This window comes from Fibrobacter sp. (genome assembly GCA_024398965.1).
Taxonomy (GTDB): domain Bacteria; phylum Fibrobacterota; class Fibrobacteria; order Fibrobacterales; family Fibrobacteraceae; genus Fibrobacter.
The window spans coordinates 150,798-165,370 of sequence record JAKSIF010000004.1 but is presented as its reverse complement, the minus strand read 5'-3'; the positions used below and the strand labels follow the sequence as shown (position 1 = coordinate 165,370).

General features: G+C 53.3%; 12 protein-coding genes. 9 read left to right on the top strand and 3 right to left on the bottom strand.

Annotated features, from left to right (window positions below; translation table 11 throughout):
- Together folD and MJZ26_03255 are read right to left on the bottom strand one after the other, a co-directional pair.
- Complete coding sequence (gene folD, locus MJZ26_03260) at positions 1-843, bottom strand: bifunctional methylenetetrahydrofolate dehydrogenase/methenyltetrahydrofolate cyclohydrolase FolD (GenBank protein ID MCQ2104791.1); 843 nt, start codon at positions 841-843, stop codon at positions 1-3.
- A 225-nt stretch (positions 844-1,068) separates the two neighbouring features.
- Positions 1,069-1,290, bottom strand: coding sequence for a hypothetical protein (locus MJZ26_03255; protein ID MCQ2104790.1), 222 nt, complete (start codon positions 1,288-1,290; stop codon positions 1,069-1,071).
- A 316-nt stretch (positions 1,291-1,606) separates the two neighbouring features.
- Here MJZ26_03255 and MJZ26_03250 point away from each other — a divergent pair, with 316 nt between their 5' ends.
- From MJZ26_03250 to glgA, 5 genes are all read left to right on the top strand, one after another.
- On the top strand, positions 1,607-2,551 hold the full coding sequence (locus MJZ26_03250; GenBank protein ID MCQ2104789.1) for an FKBP-type peptidyl-prolyl cis-trans isomerase: 945 nt from the start codon (positions 1,607-1,609) through the stop codon (positions 2,549-2,551).
- A 129-nt stretch (positions 2,552-2,680) separates the two neighbouring features.
- Positions 2,681-4,033 carry an amino-acid N-acetyltransferase gene (gene argA / locus MJZ26_03245; protein MCQ2104788.1) on the top strand — a complete coding sequence of 451 codons (1,353 nt, stop codon included), beginning with the start codon at positions 2,681-2,683 and terminating at the stop codon, positions 4,031-4,033.
- Positions 4,034-4,035: 2 nt separating this feature from the next.
- A complete protein-coding gene (gene folE, locus MJZ26_03240) occupies positions 4,036-4,605 on the top strand; it encodes a GTP cyclohydrolase I FolE (GenBank protein MCQ2104787.1) in 570 nt (189 codons plus the stop codon).
- 217 nt (positions 4,606-4,822) lie between these two features.
- Positions 4,823-6,124 (top strand): alpha/beta hydrolase, encoded by a 1,302-nt coding sequence (locus MJZ26_03235; GenBank protein MCQ2104786.1) that lies wholly within the window; start codon positions 4,823-4,825, stop codon positions 6,122-6,124.
- Between the two features lie 119 nt (positions 6,125-6,243).
- Positions 6,244-7,473, top strand: coding sequence for a glycogen synthase (gene glgA, locus MJZ26_03230; GenBank protein ID MCQ2104785.1), 1,230 nt, complete (start codon positions 6,244-6,246; stop codon positions 7,471-7,473).
- 398 nt (positions 7,474-7,871) lie between these two features.
- Here the strand turns inward: glgA and MJZ26_03225 are convergent, their stop codons facing one another.
- Complete coding sequence (locus MJZ26_03225) at positions 7,872-9,764, bottom strand: thioredoxin family protein (protein ID MCQ2104784.1); 1,893 nt, start codon at positions 9,762-9,764, stop codon at positions 7,872-7,874.
- Between the two features lie 169 nt (positions 9,765-9,933).
- On the opposite strand from MJZ26_03225, the gene MJZ26_03220 reads away from it, so the two are divergent.
- From MJZ26_03220 to MJZ26_03205, 4 genes are read left to right on the top strand one after another with little or no spacing between them, the layout of a single operon-like run.
- Positions 9,934-10,563, top strand: coding sequence for a sigma-70 family RNA polymerase sigma factor (locus MJZ26_03220; protein ID MCQ2104783.1), 630 nt, complete (start codon positions 9,934-9,936; stop codon positions 10,561-10,563).
- Positions 10,564-10,581: 18 nt separating this feature from the next.
- Positions 10,582-12,792, top strand: coding sequence for a gliding motility-associated C-terminal domain-containing protein (locus tag MJZ26_03215; GenBank protein MCQ2104782.1), 2,211 nt, complete (start codon positions 10,582-10,584; stop codon positions 12,790-12,792).
- A 19-nt stretch (positions 12,793-12,811) separates the two neighbouring features.
- Positions 12,812-13,228, top strand: coding sequence for a hypothetical protein (locus tag MJZ26_03210; GenBank protein MCQ2104781.1), 417 nt, complete (start codon positions 12,812-12,814; stop codon positions 13,226-13,228).
- 7 nt (positions 13,229-13,235) lie between these two features.
- Entirely contained in the window at positions 13,236-14,558 is a 1,323-nt protein-coding gene (locus MJZ26_03205) for a CCA tRNA nucleotidyltransferase (GenBank protein MCQ2104780.1), read from the top strand.
- The last annotated feature ends 15 nt before the right edge of the window (positions 14,559-14,573 follow it).

The following is a 14,573-nucleotide window of genomic DNA, read 5'->3' as shown; positions in this document are numbered from 1 at the left end:
TTAGCCGAGAATGTACTTCTCGCCGGATTCAACACTCTGGTAGATGAGGGTGTTGATGGTCATGGGGCCAACGCCGCCCGGAACTGGGGTGTATGCGCTGGAAACTTCTTCCATGCCCTTTTCGCAGTCGCCAACGCCACCCGGATGGTAACCGGCGTCAACCACAACTGCGCCCTGCTTGATCCATTCCTTCTTGATGAATTCCGGCTTGCCTACGGCGCCAACCACGATGTCGGCCTGCTTCACCAGTTCCGGAACGTTAGGGGTCTTGGAGTGGCAAATGGTAACGGTGCAGTTGGCGTTCAACAGCATCATGGCCATGGGCTTGCCGAGGATTGCGCTACGGCCAACAACCACAGCGTGCTTGCCGGAGAGTTCGATATTGTAAGCCTTCAAGAGACGCATGATGCCCTGGGGGGTAGCGCAGCCATAGGCCTTTTCGCCCATGGACATACGGCCAAAGCCCAGGCAGGTCACGCCGTCAACGTCCTTGCGTGCGTCGATAGCTTCGAAAGCGGCGCGTTCGTCGATCTGGCGCGGAACCGGGTGCTGCAGGAGAATGCCGTGAACGTCCGGATTGTTGTTCAGTTCCTGGATCTTGGAGAGCAGCTGTTCGGTGGTGGTATCCTGGGGCATGATCACCTTGATGCTTTCCATGCCCACGCGAGCGCAGGCGTTGCCCTTCATCTTCACGTAGGTTGCGGAAGCGGGATCGTCGCCAACGAGGATGGTAGCAAGAATCGGGGTCTTGCCGGTCTTTTCCTTAAGCTTAGCCACGCGTGCGCTGAGTTCTTCTTCGGTAGTCTTGGCAAGAGCCTTGCCATCCAAAACGAGAGCTGCCATATTTGTCTCCAGGTTTAATTTCTATGACCCACAAGATAGTAAAAGCCGAGAGCCGCGTAAACAACAAAGTTATCTGCATGGTCGCTGGCTTTTAAATAACAAAAGAGTTTTTTTTGCCGTTTTTTCAGGAATTTAAAAAGCCCCGGGGTAATTCCTCGAGGCTTATTCACTATATGTAAAACCAAACGTTTTTATTGGGGGCCTAATCCGGCTTTCCGACCGATTCTAGAAAATGTCCTTCAGAGCCGGGACGACGGAGCAAACCAGAACCCAGGGGTAGGAGAGGCTGCCCTTGAGCCAACCGGTGGTTGCGGGAGCCTTTGCTGCTTCGGGAGCGGCGCTTGCGATAGAAGCATGAAGGGAATCCTTGATTACTTCCAGGGAACCGTCGAACTGTTCCTTGTTAGCATTCGCAGAAGCGATAATGTTTCTAAAGTGTTCGTTCATAATGAGTTAACCTCAACCTTTTCTCTTTCTTGCGCGCAAAGATAGTATTTTTGTAACATTTTCAAAGGGCATTGTTTAGTTCGGTTTACAAAACGATTTTTTTTGTGGTGTAGGTCACGATAACGGGAAAAATGGCGAAATTTGCTTAAAAACGCCGTTTTTGGAAGATCAGAAAGGCGGAATACTTGCGCGGTGAATGGGGAATTGCCGTTTTTTGCGCAAAAACGGAATGTTGAAAGTGTTCACGGCGTGTTCTCCATTTTGAAATTTGTACTTTTAGGGTGTTAGAAATCACAAGTTTTCTATGAGGAAATACATGAATATCACTCGTTGTTCCGCCTTTTTTGCTCTTTGTGGCGCTCTGGTAGCCTGTGGTGGCTCCCAGAAGCCCGCTGTAGAACCCAGTGCTGCTCCGGCTCCCGCTGCTACAGAGGCCGCTGCTCCTGCCGTCGCTGAAACTCCGGCTGCAGCCCCCGTAACCCAGAAGGCAGACTTGAACGACCCCGCCAACCGTTACAGCTATGCTCTCGGTATGGACCTGGGTAAGGCTATCGCCAACATCAGCGTTCCCCTGAACATGGTAGTGCTCATGGACGCCATCAAGGACCAGGTGGATACAAGCCGCGCAGTCCTTATGGATGATTCCACTGCCGAGGCTGCTCTCCAGGATCTGCTCCTCCAGATGCAGCAGAAGAAGGAAGCCGATGAAAAGGCCGCTTCTCAGAAGGCACTTGACGACCAGAAGGCTTTCCTCGAAAAGAACGCCGCCGACTCTACTGTCAAGGCAACCCCGAAGGGTGTTCAGTACCAGTACATCAAGCAGGGCGAAGGCATCACTCCCAAGGCATCCGACAAGGTGCAGGTCCACTACGTTGGTTCCCTGCTGGACGGTACCGAATTCGACAACAGCGTCAAGCGCGGTGAACCGCTGGAATTCCCGGTAAGCGCCGTGATCGAAGGCTGGCAGGACCTGCTCATGGTCCTCAAGGAAGGCGACAAGGTCAAGGCCTGGATCCCCAGCGCTCTCGCCTATGGCGAAGAAGGCGTGCCGCCGCTGATTCCTGCAAACTCCATGCTGGTGTTCGAAGTGGAACTGCTGAAGGTCTTTGCCGAAGTTCCGCCCGAAGCCGCTGACGGTACTGCCCCGGCTGCAGAACAGCCCGCCGCACAGCCTGCTGCGCCCGCCGCCGAAGCCAAGCCGGCAGAAGCCCCCAAGGCCGATGCCCAGAAGCCTGCTGAAAAGCCCGCCGGCAAGAAGTAGTGAATTAATTCGCTTGAAAACGAGATTTGAACGCACTCCTTTTGGGGTGCGTTCTTTTGTTAGGTCATTCCGCGCTGCGAGAGCTACCTCCGCGTAGGCACCATAAAAAATTTTCCTATCTTTCCCCACATGAACCCAAATGATTTTACATCCCAGCATTTTGAAGTAGCAGGTTTCATTCGCGAAGTGTTCGGCTATATGGAACGCTTCAAGGGTCAGCTGTTTGTCTTGAAGATCGAAGATGACCTCATGAGCCATCCGCTGTTTCCTGTGCTCATGCGAGATATCGGGCTTTTGCACAAGTCCGGGATTAAGATCATTATCGTGCCCGGCACCCGCAATTCCATCGATGCCCAGCTGAAGGCTTGGGGTCTGGAATCCAAGTTCCATAACGGCGTACGTCTTACTTGCGAAGAGGCCCTGCCCCATGTGGAACAGGCATCTCTTGGCGCTGCCCAGCACATCATGAGCCACCTGACCGCTAGCGGACTCCGTGGTATTCAGGGCAACTGGATTTTGGCCCGCAGCATGGGTGTGGTAAACGGTGTGGACTATATGCGCACCGGCCGCATCGAACGTGTCCAGAAGGATATCCTGGAACAGCTGCTGGACGAGAATTTCGTGCCTATCATTCCGCCTATCGGCTGGAACAAGATCGGTCACGCCTACAACATCAGCTCCACGGAACTGGCCACTGAACTTTGCAAGTACATGAAGGTGGGCAAGCTGTTCTTCATCGGTAACCAGGACGGTATCAAGCTGGAAGGCCTGGTAACTGGCAAGAACACCAAGTATCTGGAGCCTACCGACAACGGCCTGATTTCTGCTATGGATGTGGACCAGGCCCAGGAACTTCTGGAACTGAATTCCGATACGTTGAACTTTGCCCAGATGGACTACCTGATGAACGCCATTCACGCCTGCAAGGCCGGCGCCAACCGTGTGCACTTGCTTAGCGGTGAATTCCAGGGCAGCTTGCTTCAGGAAGTGTTCTCCGCCCGCGGTGACGGTACCATGGTGTACGCCAACCAGTACTCCAGTATCAGGCCCGCCAACATGGAAGACATTCCCGATATCCTGCGCATCATGCAGGACTACATCGACCAGGGCTTCCTTGTGCCGCGAACCCAGGAAAGCATTTCCGAAAAGCTCAAGGACTACGTGGTGTACAACATCGATAACAGCATTCACGGCTGCGGCGCCCTTCACGAATTCGAGGACGGCATGGCAGAAATTGCAGGTATCGCTGTGGGCGCCAACTACCGCAAGTCCGGCATCGGCGACGCCATCGTCCGCCACTTGATCGAGGTGGGCCGCATGAAGGGCTACAAGAAGCTGTTCCTGTTGACCACCCAGGCGCTGGACTGGTTCTACCACTTCGGCTTTGTGGACGGCACCATCGAGCAGTTGCCCAAGACCAAGCGTGAACATTACAACTACAGCAGAAAGTCCCGTATCTTGATGCTTCCGCTGGAGAAATAGATATGAATTTAAAGATGATGGAAGATGGCTTCAAGATGATTCTTGAAGGAATGGGCGAGGATGTGAACCGCGAAGGTTTGCTGGAAACTCCCAAGCGTGTTGCCAAGATGTATGCTGAGGTCATGAGCAGCCTTTCTGGCGAACAGAAGGCCGAGGACATTCTCAAGACCCGTTTCCACGAGAAGTACGACGAGATGATCGTTGTGCCCAACATTCCTTTTGCCAGCATGTGCGAACATCATTTTCTGCCGTTCACCGGCAAGGCCCACGTGGCCTACATTCCCGGTGACTGCGTGGTGGGCCTTTCCAAGATTCCCCGCGTGGTGGAATTCTATGCCCGCTTCCCGCAAATCCAGGAACGCATGACCCGTCAGATTGCGGAACTGATCCAGAAGGAACTGAAGCCCAAGGGCGTTGCAGTGCTGCTGGAAGCAAGCCACATGTGCATGACCATGCGCGGCATCAAGAAGCCGGGGGCAACCATGGTCACGACCCAGCTGCTGGGCTGCTTCAAGACCGACGAAAAGACTCGCGCCGAATTCCTGGCAAGTATCAACGACCGTCTTCGCTAAGTTTTATCGACGAGTTTTTCGTAGACGAAGAAACATTAAGCCGTTTAAAAATTTTTAGGCCAAACAGCACCTCGTGAAAACGGGGTGTTTTTTGTTTTCTGTTTGATTTCGTCATCTTTGGATATTTTGTCCACGGAAACTGTTTTGGGAACGTGATTTTTTTACACGCCAAAGGGTAGTTTATAGAACGGTGAACGGGAAATAAAGGAGAAGACAAATGAAGTCTAGATTTATCAAGATGGCAATCGTAGCAGCAAGTGCTCTTGCCTTTATGAACTGCGGCGATGACGCTGCCAACTCTGTCAGCAATGCTATTGGCGATAACGGTATCCCGGGTGTAGAACAGCCTAGCGAACCGATTATCGACCCTATTACTGGCGAAGTGATCCAGCCCGCCGATCCCGAAGCGCAGCTTCCGGCAGATGGTCCGTCTGAAGGTCAGCCTGTTGTTCAGCCTGGTGAAGGCGAGACCGTGGGCCCCAACGTTTCCGGCGGTGAAGAATCTGTTGTTCCGGGTGGTTCCGATCCTAGCGTTCCTGGCGAAGTTGTCGATCCTAGCTTGCCTACAGAAAATCCTGCTGTTGGTCCCGAATCCTCTGCTGATGTCGAAGCTCCGGCTTCCAGCTCCAGCGTAGTGCCCGAAGTTTCTAGCTCCAGCGAAAAGGCTCCCGAACCTGAATCCTCCTCTTCTGTGGAAGAACCGGTCCAGCAGGCTCCCAAGGGCATTTTCCTTGCTAACGATACCGACGAAAACAAGAACTACATGGAAGTGGAATATTTCACCAAGACCGGTGATAACGGTGGGGCAGTTCTTGCTTATCCCAAGCGCCTTTCTGAAACCCAGAAGCACGGTGTTGTGCTGTGGGGCCCCGGTGGCGGCACCGAACCTACCGCTTACGAAGGCCTTATCAAGCGCCTTGCTTCCCATGGTTTCGTGGTGATTGCAACCAGCGAATCTCCCGATGGCACTGGCCGCGGCAAACCCGCTCTCGACTGGCTCGAAAAGAAGAACAACACTCCGGGCGATCCGCTGTACCAGAAGCTGGATATGACCAAGGTTGGCGCATCCGGCCATTCCATGGGTGGTCTCCAGTCCGAAAAGATGCTCCTCGGCGATGACCGTGTGATTACCGCAGTTTTGAACAACAGTGGTGCATTTGACCACGCTACCGCAGCCAAGGTCAGCAAGTCTAAGACTATTGCCATTGTTTACGGCGAAGGCGGCATGGAACGCCCCAATGCCGAAGGCGACTACTACAGTGTTAAGGCTGGCATGGTTCCCGCCTGCCTGCTCAAGATGACTGGCGGCAAGGGTAATGAATGCCAGAATGGCGAATGCGGCTGGGGCCACGGTTCCGGTCCTTGGGGCGGCATGGCTGCCACCGTTGCCTGGATGCGTTGGCACCTGGGTGGCGAAGATTTCCGTAAGAAGGACTTCGTGGGCACTAGTGGCGCCTACATCAACGGCCCCATCGTTGGTGAAAGTGGTAACTGGAAGGGCCAGTGCATCAACTTCTAGTCTACTAAAACGTTCTTTGACATAACACACTCCTTGGATTCCCCGGTTTACGCCGGGGAGTCTTTTTTGTTATATATTTGGAACGTAAGGCGGGCTTATTACCGCCTCTGGAGACTACTATGAACGCTGCTATCCTTACTAATGAATTTCCGCCGGAAATCTACGGTGGTGCCGGTATCCACGTTAAGTTCCTGACCCAGGAACTGGCAAAGCTTTGCCATGTGGAAGCCCGTTGCTTTGGTTCTCAGAATGACGATGCCGACAATATCCGTGCTGTTGGTTTCAGCCGCAAGCTGGGCCTGAACCCTAAGGATGACCGCTTCCAGAAGATTTTCAAGCCCCTGGATATTAACCTGCAGTGGGCCGCCACCATGGATGACATCGACGTTATCCATTGCCATACCTGGTACAGCCACTTTGGCGGCGTTCTCGCTTCCCGCCTGTTGCAGTGCCCGCTGATTCTTACCACTCACTCTTTGGAACCCCACCGTCCGTGGAAGGCTGAACAGTTGGGTGACGGCGGCTACGCCATGAGCTGCTGGATTGAACGTACCGCCTACGAAGCTGCCGACGGCGTCATCGCAGTGAGCCAGGGCATGAAGCGCGACGTGATGAAGCTTTATGGCGTTCCCGAAGACCGCGTGAAGGTGATTTACAACGGTATCGATCCGGACTTCTACAAGCCCACCTTCAGCGCAGGCATTCTGGAAAAGTGGGGCGTTGATCCCAACAAGCCTTTTGTGCTGTTCGTTGGCCGTATTACCCGCCAGAAGGGCATCAGCCAGCTGATCCAGGCAATTCCCCAGATCGACAAGAACGCACAGGTGGTTCTCTGCGCCGGTGCTCCCGACACTCAGGAACTTGCCGACGAATGCAAGGCCCTTATTGAAGAAGTCCAGAAGACTCGTGATGGCGTTATCTGGATTCAGGAACCGGTTCCGCATGAGGAACTCCGCGTGCTTTACAGCCACGCTACCGTGTTTGCAACTCCGTCTCTCTACGAACCTTTCGGCATCATCAACCTTGAAGCCATGAGCTGCGGTACTCCTGTGGTGGGAAGCGCCGTGGGCGGCATTCCCGAAATCATCGTGGATGGCGAAACCGGCTTCCTGGTTCCCCTGAAGGCAGTTTCCGAGACCAACTTCGAACCTGCCGACCCCAAGGCATTCCAGACCGATTTCGCAAACAAACTGAACACCATTCTGGCTAACCCCGAAATGGCAAAGAAGATGGGCGAAGTGAGCCGCCAGCGCGCAATCGACGTATTCAGCTGGAAGGCAATTGCCCAGCAGACCTACGAATTCTACCAGGAATGCATTGAACGTTACAAGAAGGAAGGCAAGCGCTAATAGACGCTTGTCTCCGTCGGGTAACTTTTGCTCGATGGGTACGTTTTGCTCGTTGGTTGAGTTTTGCTCGTCGGGTGAGCTTTTAGTACTAGATCGTTGAAGTTCTGTTTTTAGTCCTAGGAAAAACGTACTTTCAGCGAAAAGTTTAAGACTAAAATAGGACTGTCGCGAGATTAGTCCTATTTTTTTTCAATGATTCCATCGTTTTACAGCCTAAATCTCAGGAATCCTAGGACTAAAATGGGGACCACGCAGAATTAGTCCTACAAGCACCTTAAGTGGGCATGAAAAGAATAGAAAATGTCCAAAAAAAATAGGACTAAAAGCGGAGATGCCAACTTTTAGTCCTAAATACGGGAATACGGGACGCTGTTTCTGCTAAATACAGGACGCTGTTTCTACTGTGTTATCTTCTCCACGATGCCGCCAGTGGTCAAGATTTCCGGCAGTACGATCTGCTTGCTTGCGTCACCTGCCGGATAAATTGCGTAGGCGGGAACGCCTGACTTCCCGAGGCTGCGTAACAGTGCGTTCACCTCGGGAGTTTCGCGGGTCCAGTCCGCCTTGACGCGGACCACGTTCAGGCTGTCCATGGCCCGGGCGAAATCTTCACGCCCGATGACGGCTGCTTCGTTTGCCTTGCAGGTGATGCACCAGTCGGCGGTAACATCGATGAACACGGTGCGGCCGGCGGCTGCCAGCTCTTCAATCAAGGCGGGGCTGTAGCGGTACCAGCCGTCTTCAGTCTTCTGTTCCGAAATACGGGCGTCAAAGCGGGCTTGCACCACGGCTTCATAGCGCGGGGCAAGAACAGCGAACCAGACTGCGGCAATGACGATGACAGCGACAACAAAGGTGCTGACTTCACGCACGAAGGCGCTGCCCGGCGGAGCGATCTTTCCTAGGGCGAAGCTTGCGGCAATGGCCAGGACTGCAACAACTGCGAAGAGCCCCACGCCGGTTCCGCCGGCTTGTTCGTTTACAATCCAGAGGAGCCAGCAGACGGTAGCCATCAGTAGAACGCCCATGACCTTCTGCAGCTTTACCATCCAGGGGCCGGGCTTAGGGAATACCTTGAGAACGGCGGGGAAGGCGCTTACCAGAAGGTAGGGTGCGGCGAGCCCGATGGCTGCAGCGGTAAAGAACAGGAACAGTACCGGGGCGCTGGCGGTAAAGGCGAAACCCATGGCGGTTCCCAGGAAGGGTGCGGAGCAGGGCGTGCTTAAAAGAACCAGCAGGGCGCCTGTAAAGAAGGCGCCGGCGATACCAGACTTACGTCCGGCTTCGTCCATCTTGGTGGTGGCACCCCAGGGAAGCCATACTTCGAATACGCCGAAGAAGCTCATGGCGAATGCGGAAAGAATCACGACCATGAAGGCGATGAAGCCTGCGCTCTGGAACTGCATTCCCCAGCCTGCGTTACCGCCGCCGATCTTGATTATGGTAATGACCGCGGCCAGGATCCAGAAACTTGCAAGAATGCCGGCGGCGGTGCTAAAGCCGAGTACCAGCAAGCGTCCTCGGCTTTCGCCTGCCTGTTTAATCAGACTGAACAACTTCAGCGAAAGAACAGGCAGAACGCAGGGCATCAGGTTCAGGATTAAACCGCCAAGCAGCGCAGAAAGTAAAAGAATCAAGGTCCCGGCGCTATTCTCGCCCGCGTCGGCGCTGCCCTTGCCCAAGTCGGTGCTATTCTCGCCCAAGTCGGTGCTGCCCTCGCCCACGTCGGCGCTGCCTTCGGGCTTGCCTGCGTCTTTGTTCCCGGCAACGTTCTTTCCTGCAACTTCCTCGGTAGCAACGTTCTTTCCTGCAACTTCCTCGGCGTCATCCTTCTTTTCGTCTTCAAAGATCAGGTCGAACTTTTCACCATCGTTTTTTTTTGCAGTGCTAAGGTTCGTTCCCTTCAGGTCGATACTTTTTTCGGCCGGCGCCAGGCAGATGGAGTTGTCGCATGCCTGGTAGTGGAATGTGGCGATTGTAGACAAACTATCGTATTCGCTGTCCACGCTGTCCACGGGTAGGATTACGTCGAAGCTGCCGCGGAACACAAGGTTCTCCATGTCCAGCGCCTCGCTGTATTCCTTGATGGCCTCGGGCCAAACCGGTGCACCGAAGTGGATTCCCTTTGCGCTTACGTCAATGGAGGAGGGCTTTAGAAATTCGTCTGCAGCAATGTTTGCATTCACGTGCCAGTTGTCGGGCACAACGATGTTTACGGTCAGCTTTGCGCCGGCCTTCAGGGCCCCCGCGGAGTAAGACATGCTCATTTCCGGAGGAGGCATGGAGTTCATGTTGAATTCCTGGGCGTGAGATGTCAGAGGCAGAAGCACCAGACACAATAGCGAAAACGCATTTTGCAAACAACTTGATACAAAATTTTTCGTTATTCGTTTTTCGCACTTTAATTTCATAAATTTGCACTCAACTGAAAGAACGCTGTCAAAATTCTTGAGTTTATAAATGGCTAAACAGAGAATTTTAACAGAAACCCAAAATTCATCTTCGGCGTCTTGCAACGAGGTGGAATCCATCTGGAAGGAAAACGCCCCACAAATCTACAAACTTTGCTCTAGGTGCAGTAGGAATTTAGAGTCTGCGGACGATCTTTTTCAAGATGTGGCGCTAAAGTTCTGCCAATACGTTCCAAATCTAGATTGCACAAGGTCTCTGTATCCCTGGTTTGCGACGGTGGTCCGTCATGTTCATTACGATCATTTCCGCAAGCATGGCGACCGTTTGCTTCCTATGTCGCACCTGTCCGACACCGAGGAGGAGTACGACGTTTTTCCCAATAGCGCCGCAATATTCTATCACGATGAATATGCTCAGGGCCGGGTCCGTCATGAACTTGAATACCTGATGTCGGAACTGGATCCGTTTGAAAGGACTGTCGTGAATCTGACCCATATCGATGGCTTTTCCGTGAAGGATATGTGCCGGGTTTCCGGTAAATCCAAGAGCCTCTTATCTCAAAAGCGAAAATCGGCCATGGAAAAAATGCAGAAAAAGAAGCAGGATCGAGAGGAACTTCTCAAAAAGATGGACGCGCCGCCGTTTATTTTGGAAGATCTGCTGACATGCGCCAGTTAAATTTCGTAACTTTAAGGAGTGAAGATTTACTCCCTGGTATTTATCTTGTTGTTGAACGTGGCCACGGCATTCGCTGGCCTCGAAGAGTGGCTCGTCTATTCCAGCCCCTTCCCGGTGCACGACGCCATTCCCCATTGGGGTGGTGCCTTGCTTGCCACAAGTGGCGGCATTCGTTATCGCACTATTGACGGAGACTACGTTTTCCATTCCGAAAATGGTCTTGAAACATCTGACTATCGCGCGGTGGTCAAGTCCCCTCTGGGCATTTTCGCCGTGTCCGAGTTCGGTGTTGTTGCGCAGATGAATGACGATGGCAAGAGATGGTCTGTCTTGAACCGTTCCTATGTCAAGAACAATGCCCGTGTGATTCCCGGCATGGTTCGCAATGCGGAAGGTGTTCTGGTAATCGGTTTTGAGAGTCGTCTTGCATTCTTCGACTTGTTTACCTCCTCGTCCTTGTTGACTGTCGATCGCATTGGTTCCCATTCCCTAACGGTGAATACCATCACCCAGATGACAATTCGCGGAGACTCCTTGTATATCCGCATTGGTGACGCCAGCTATGTTCGCTACATGGACTGGAAGAATGTGGCTACGGATGTCCGCCTCAGCGATCCTGAATCCTGGATTGAGGTTTCCGACTGGCGTACGGTTGATGGCCTTGATGTAGTGGATTCCATGCACGTGGTGGTGGAAGACGACACCTTGACAGAAGATTTCCTCTACGAGGTTAAGGTTCGCCATAAGAAGATTGTGGAAAAGGATTCAACCTGGGATAGCTCCTACACAGAAAATGTCAGCCGCATCAAGTGGTACATTCCTACGCAGGATGGTTACCTTCTTGTGGGTCCCAGGGAAATCTATTACTATGATAGCAAGATAACCGGTTCCTTCAAGGATCTTTCCAAGAACGATGTATTCAAGCTGGGAGAACCTTACGAACTCAAGACCATGCCCATGGGTGGTGTAATGGCCCTTTCCGTCGATGGCGGGTTCAGCTATACCGATAGTAAGATCTGGGCAGAGCCCAAGTATCCAAACGACGGTGTTGGCAGTTTCATGTCTGCCTATTCCTCCAGAATGAAGGTGGTCTCTGTCTTGCCGGATGGTTACGTGTTCATGCACCTTTGGGGCCTTGGATATTTCATCTATTCTCAGTGGGGTGAACGTTGGGAACATTCCTACTATCCTGTAGACGGATACTGCTTTGACAATTTCCTCGAAACGCCTCCCTATTCCATTGCCGTAGCTTCCACTCCGGCTCCTGATAATTCCGGCTTTTTGACCGCGACAGGCAACAACGACGGCTATAGCCTGGTTTATTTCTCAAAGAATGGAGACGTCTCCTGCGCCAAGCAGATTGGTTCTGCATCCATTGGCGGTCCTATCCAGGCAAGGCTTGCCGAGGATGGTTCCTGGATTGTCTATGTTGGCACCCGCAAGGGCACAAGTCTTGCAGATGAAGGTGACCTGGATGTAATCACCCTTCCTTCGCCCAAGTCCAATGGTGGAGAACTGGGCAAGGCGAAGGTGAAGACCTATCGCGGAATTTCTCCGTCTCCCATCGACATGGTGTACGATACCATTGATAATCGCTTGTGGCTTCAGTCCATGTCCATGATCGCTTACTACGATGAGGAGAACGATACCCTTGTTGCGCCCAAGTCCACAAGGGGCTTGCGTGGTGCGGAATACACCTCCATGGACATTGACGTTCACGGGAATCTCTGGGTAGGTACTGCCAATCAGGGCGCCTTCCGCTTGACCCGAAAGGGCAAGAGTGCAGATACCTTGACCGCCATGCATTTTGATGCCCGGGGTGGCCTCATGAGTGATAACGTATCTGACATCGCCATTGATCCTACGTTGGGTATTGCCTGGTTTGCTCACGAACACGGTGTGACGCAGTATCGTCGCAAGGACCTGCGCTATACCGGTTTTAACATGACTGATTCCGCCAAGGCCGACGTCCGTGCATACCCGATTCCCTTTAGACCCAAGGAGCACCGTTTCCTGATTATTGAAAACTTTACCGAGGATGCCATGGTCAGTATCTATAACCGCGGTGGAGCCTTGATGCGCTCCTTCAGTGGCGAGGATGTTCTTGGGGGCCGCATTGAATGGGATGGAACCCAGAAGAACGGAAAGCTTGTGGCTCCGGGAGTCTACTACTACGTTATCAACGCGGGCTCAAAGAAGAAGAAGGGTAAGTTCATTATCATCCATTAGGGATCTGTAGGTTTTTACTATGAAGAATACTTGTCTGTTTTTGTTTTTCTTGATGGCGGGCTTGCTGCTTGCGGCCTGCGCCGGTGAGCGTCAGGGCCTTGTTTGCGAGGAGATTGAATATCGTCTGAACACCCAGACCTATTCTCCGGACCAGCGCGCCTATATCGAAGAGGAACTTCGCGTTTGCCGTGAAGATGAGGCCCAGAAGCGCGGTGCCGATGCGGCATACCGTCAGAGCATTTACGATCGTTTCGCCGCCTCCGATTCCACTGCCGCAGGTGGCGATTCCACGGCAAGCACTGCTCCCGAGATTTCTGTTTCCAAGGCCTTGCAGGATTCTTCCAGTCAGCAGACCCAGAGCATCTATGACCGTTACAACACTGACGCTCCTGCCGCAGTCGACAGTTCCGCCAGCAATGTTTCCGAATTCCAGTAGGTTCTAGATGGCCGTTGTCACTACGCTTGCAGGGAACGCTTTCGAGCCCGAACTTCCTAAACGTCTGCTTACCATTGCCGAGGACATCCGCAGCGCCGGTGGTCGCGCCTATCTGGTGGGTGGCTGGGTTCGCGACGCCCTCTTGGGCAAGAACTGCAGGGACTACGATATCGAGGTCTACGATCTGGAACAGGACCAGCTTGTTCCTATCCTGTCTAAGTACGGCAAGGTGAACCTGGTAGGCAAGGCCTTCGGCGTCATCCATCTTTCCATGAAGGGGGAGTCCCTCGACTTCTCCTTCCCCAGGACAGAAAGCAAGGTGGGCTACGGCCACAAGGGTTTTGTTGTAAAGACCGATGCCAAGCTGACCTTCAAGGAGGCTGCCCTTCGTCGAGATTTTACCATCAACGCCATGGGCATGGAGCTGCCTGACCTTACGTTGTGTGATGCCTATGGCGGCATCGAGGACCTCAAGGCCCGTCGTCTCCGTCACGTAGGTCCCGCCTTCGCGGAAGACTCCCTACGCATACTTCGAGGTGTCCAGTTTGCCAGTCGCTTTGGCCTCACGCTTGCGCCCGAGACTGTGGAACTTTGCCGTACTCTGTCTCTGGACGATCTTAGCATCGAACGACTTTTCGAGGAATTCAAGAAGTGGCTTCTCAAGCCGGGCAAGCCATCTCTTGGACTGCAGGCTTTCTACGACATCAAGCTGGACGAATACTTCCCGGAAGTCCGTCCCTTCGAAGCTTTTGCTGCAGAAGGTTGCGCTTGCGAAAATCGTCTTGGTGAACTGCTGGACAACTTGAGCCAGGTAAAGGGTCTGAACGACGATGAACGTATGGTCCTGATGTTCGCAGGCCTTCTGGCCGGATCCGCTGGCGACGAGAAGACCATCCTCAAGTTCATCTCTCGCATTACAAACGAGATCAAGCTTGTCCGCGGTGTGCCGCTGCTTCTAAAGCATGCCTTCGCGTTTGTTCCGCAGGCTGCCGATGGCTCTGTCGCCTCTATTCCGTCAGACGCTGATATCCGCCGCCTGTCGGTTACCTTGGGCGGCCTCAGGCTCTACATGTCCCTTCTGGAAAGTGACCCTAGGTTTGCCGCCGGCATCCGCACCTCTTACGTCCAGTCCTTCAAGGCTCGGGCCATGGCTCTGGATGTATACGAATCTGCCCCGCAGCCCTACCTTACGGGCAAGATTCTTATGGAGCTTGGGGTAAAGCCGGGCAAGCAGATGGGCGAACTCATCAAGAAAAGTTTCGAGCTGCAGTTGGATGGCGAAATCGCCGACGAGGCCGCCGCTCAGGCCTGGGCCAAAGAGAACATCTAAGAAAAAAAGCGCGGT

Coding starts and splice junctions, on each gene's coding strand:
- folD (MCQ2104791.1), bottom strand. CDS start 843: ATGGCAGCTCTCGTTTTGGATGGCAAGGCTCTTGCCAAGACTACCGAA.
- MJZ26_03255 (MCQ2104790.1), bottom strand. CDS start 1,290: ATGAACGAACACTTTAGAAACATTATCGCTTCTGCGAATGCTAACAAG.
- MJZ26_03250 (MCQ2104789.1), top strand. CDS start 1,607: ATGAATATCACTCGTTGTTCCGCCTTTTTTGCTCTTTGTGGCGCTCTG.
- argA (MCQ2104788.1), top strand. CDS start 2,681: ATGAACCCAAATGATTTTACATCCCAGCATTTTGAAGTAGCAGGTTTC.
- folE (MCQ2104787.1), top strand. CDS start 4,036: ATGAATTTAAAGATGATGGAAGATGGCTTCAAGATGATTCTTGAAGGA.
- MJZ26_03235 (MCQ2104786.1), top strand. CDS start 4,823: ATGAAGTCTAGATTTATCAAGATGGCAATCGTAGCAGCAAGTGCTCTT.
- glgA (MCQ2104785.1), top strand. CDS start 6,244: ATGAACGCTGCTATCCTTACTAATGAATTTCCGCCGGAAATCTACGGT.
- MJZ26_03225 (MCQ2104784.1), bottom strand. CDS start 9,764: ATGAACTCCATGCCTCCTCCGGAAATGAGCATGTCTTACTCCGCGGGG.
- MJZ26_03220 (MCQ2104783.1), top strand. CDS start 9,934: ATGGCTAAACAGAGAATTTTAACAGAAACCCAAAATTCATCTTCGGCG.
- MJZ26_03210 (MCQ2104781.1), top strand. CDS start 12,812: ATGAAGAATACTTGTCTGTTTTTGTTTTTCTTGATGGCGGGCTTGCTG.
- MJZ26_03205 (MCQ2104780.1), top strand. CDS start 13,236: ATGGCCGTTGTCACTACGCTTGCAGGGAACGCTTTCGAGCCCGAACTT.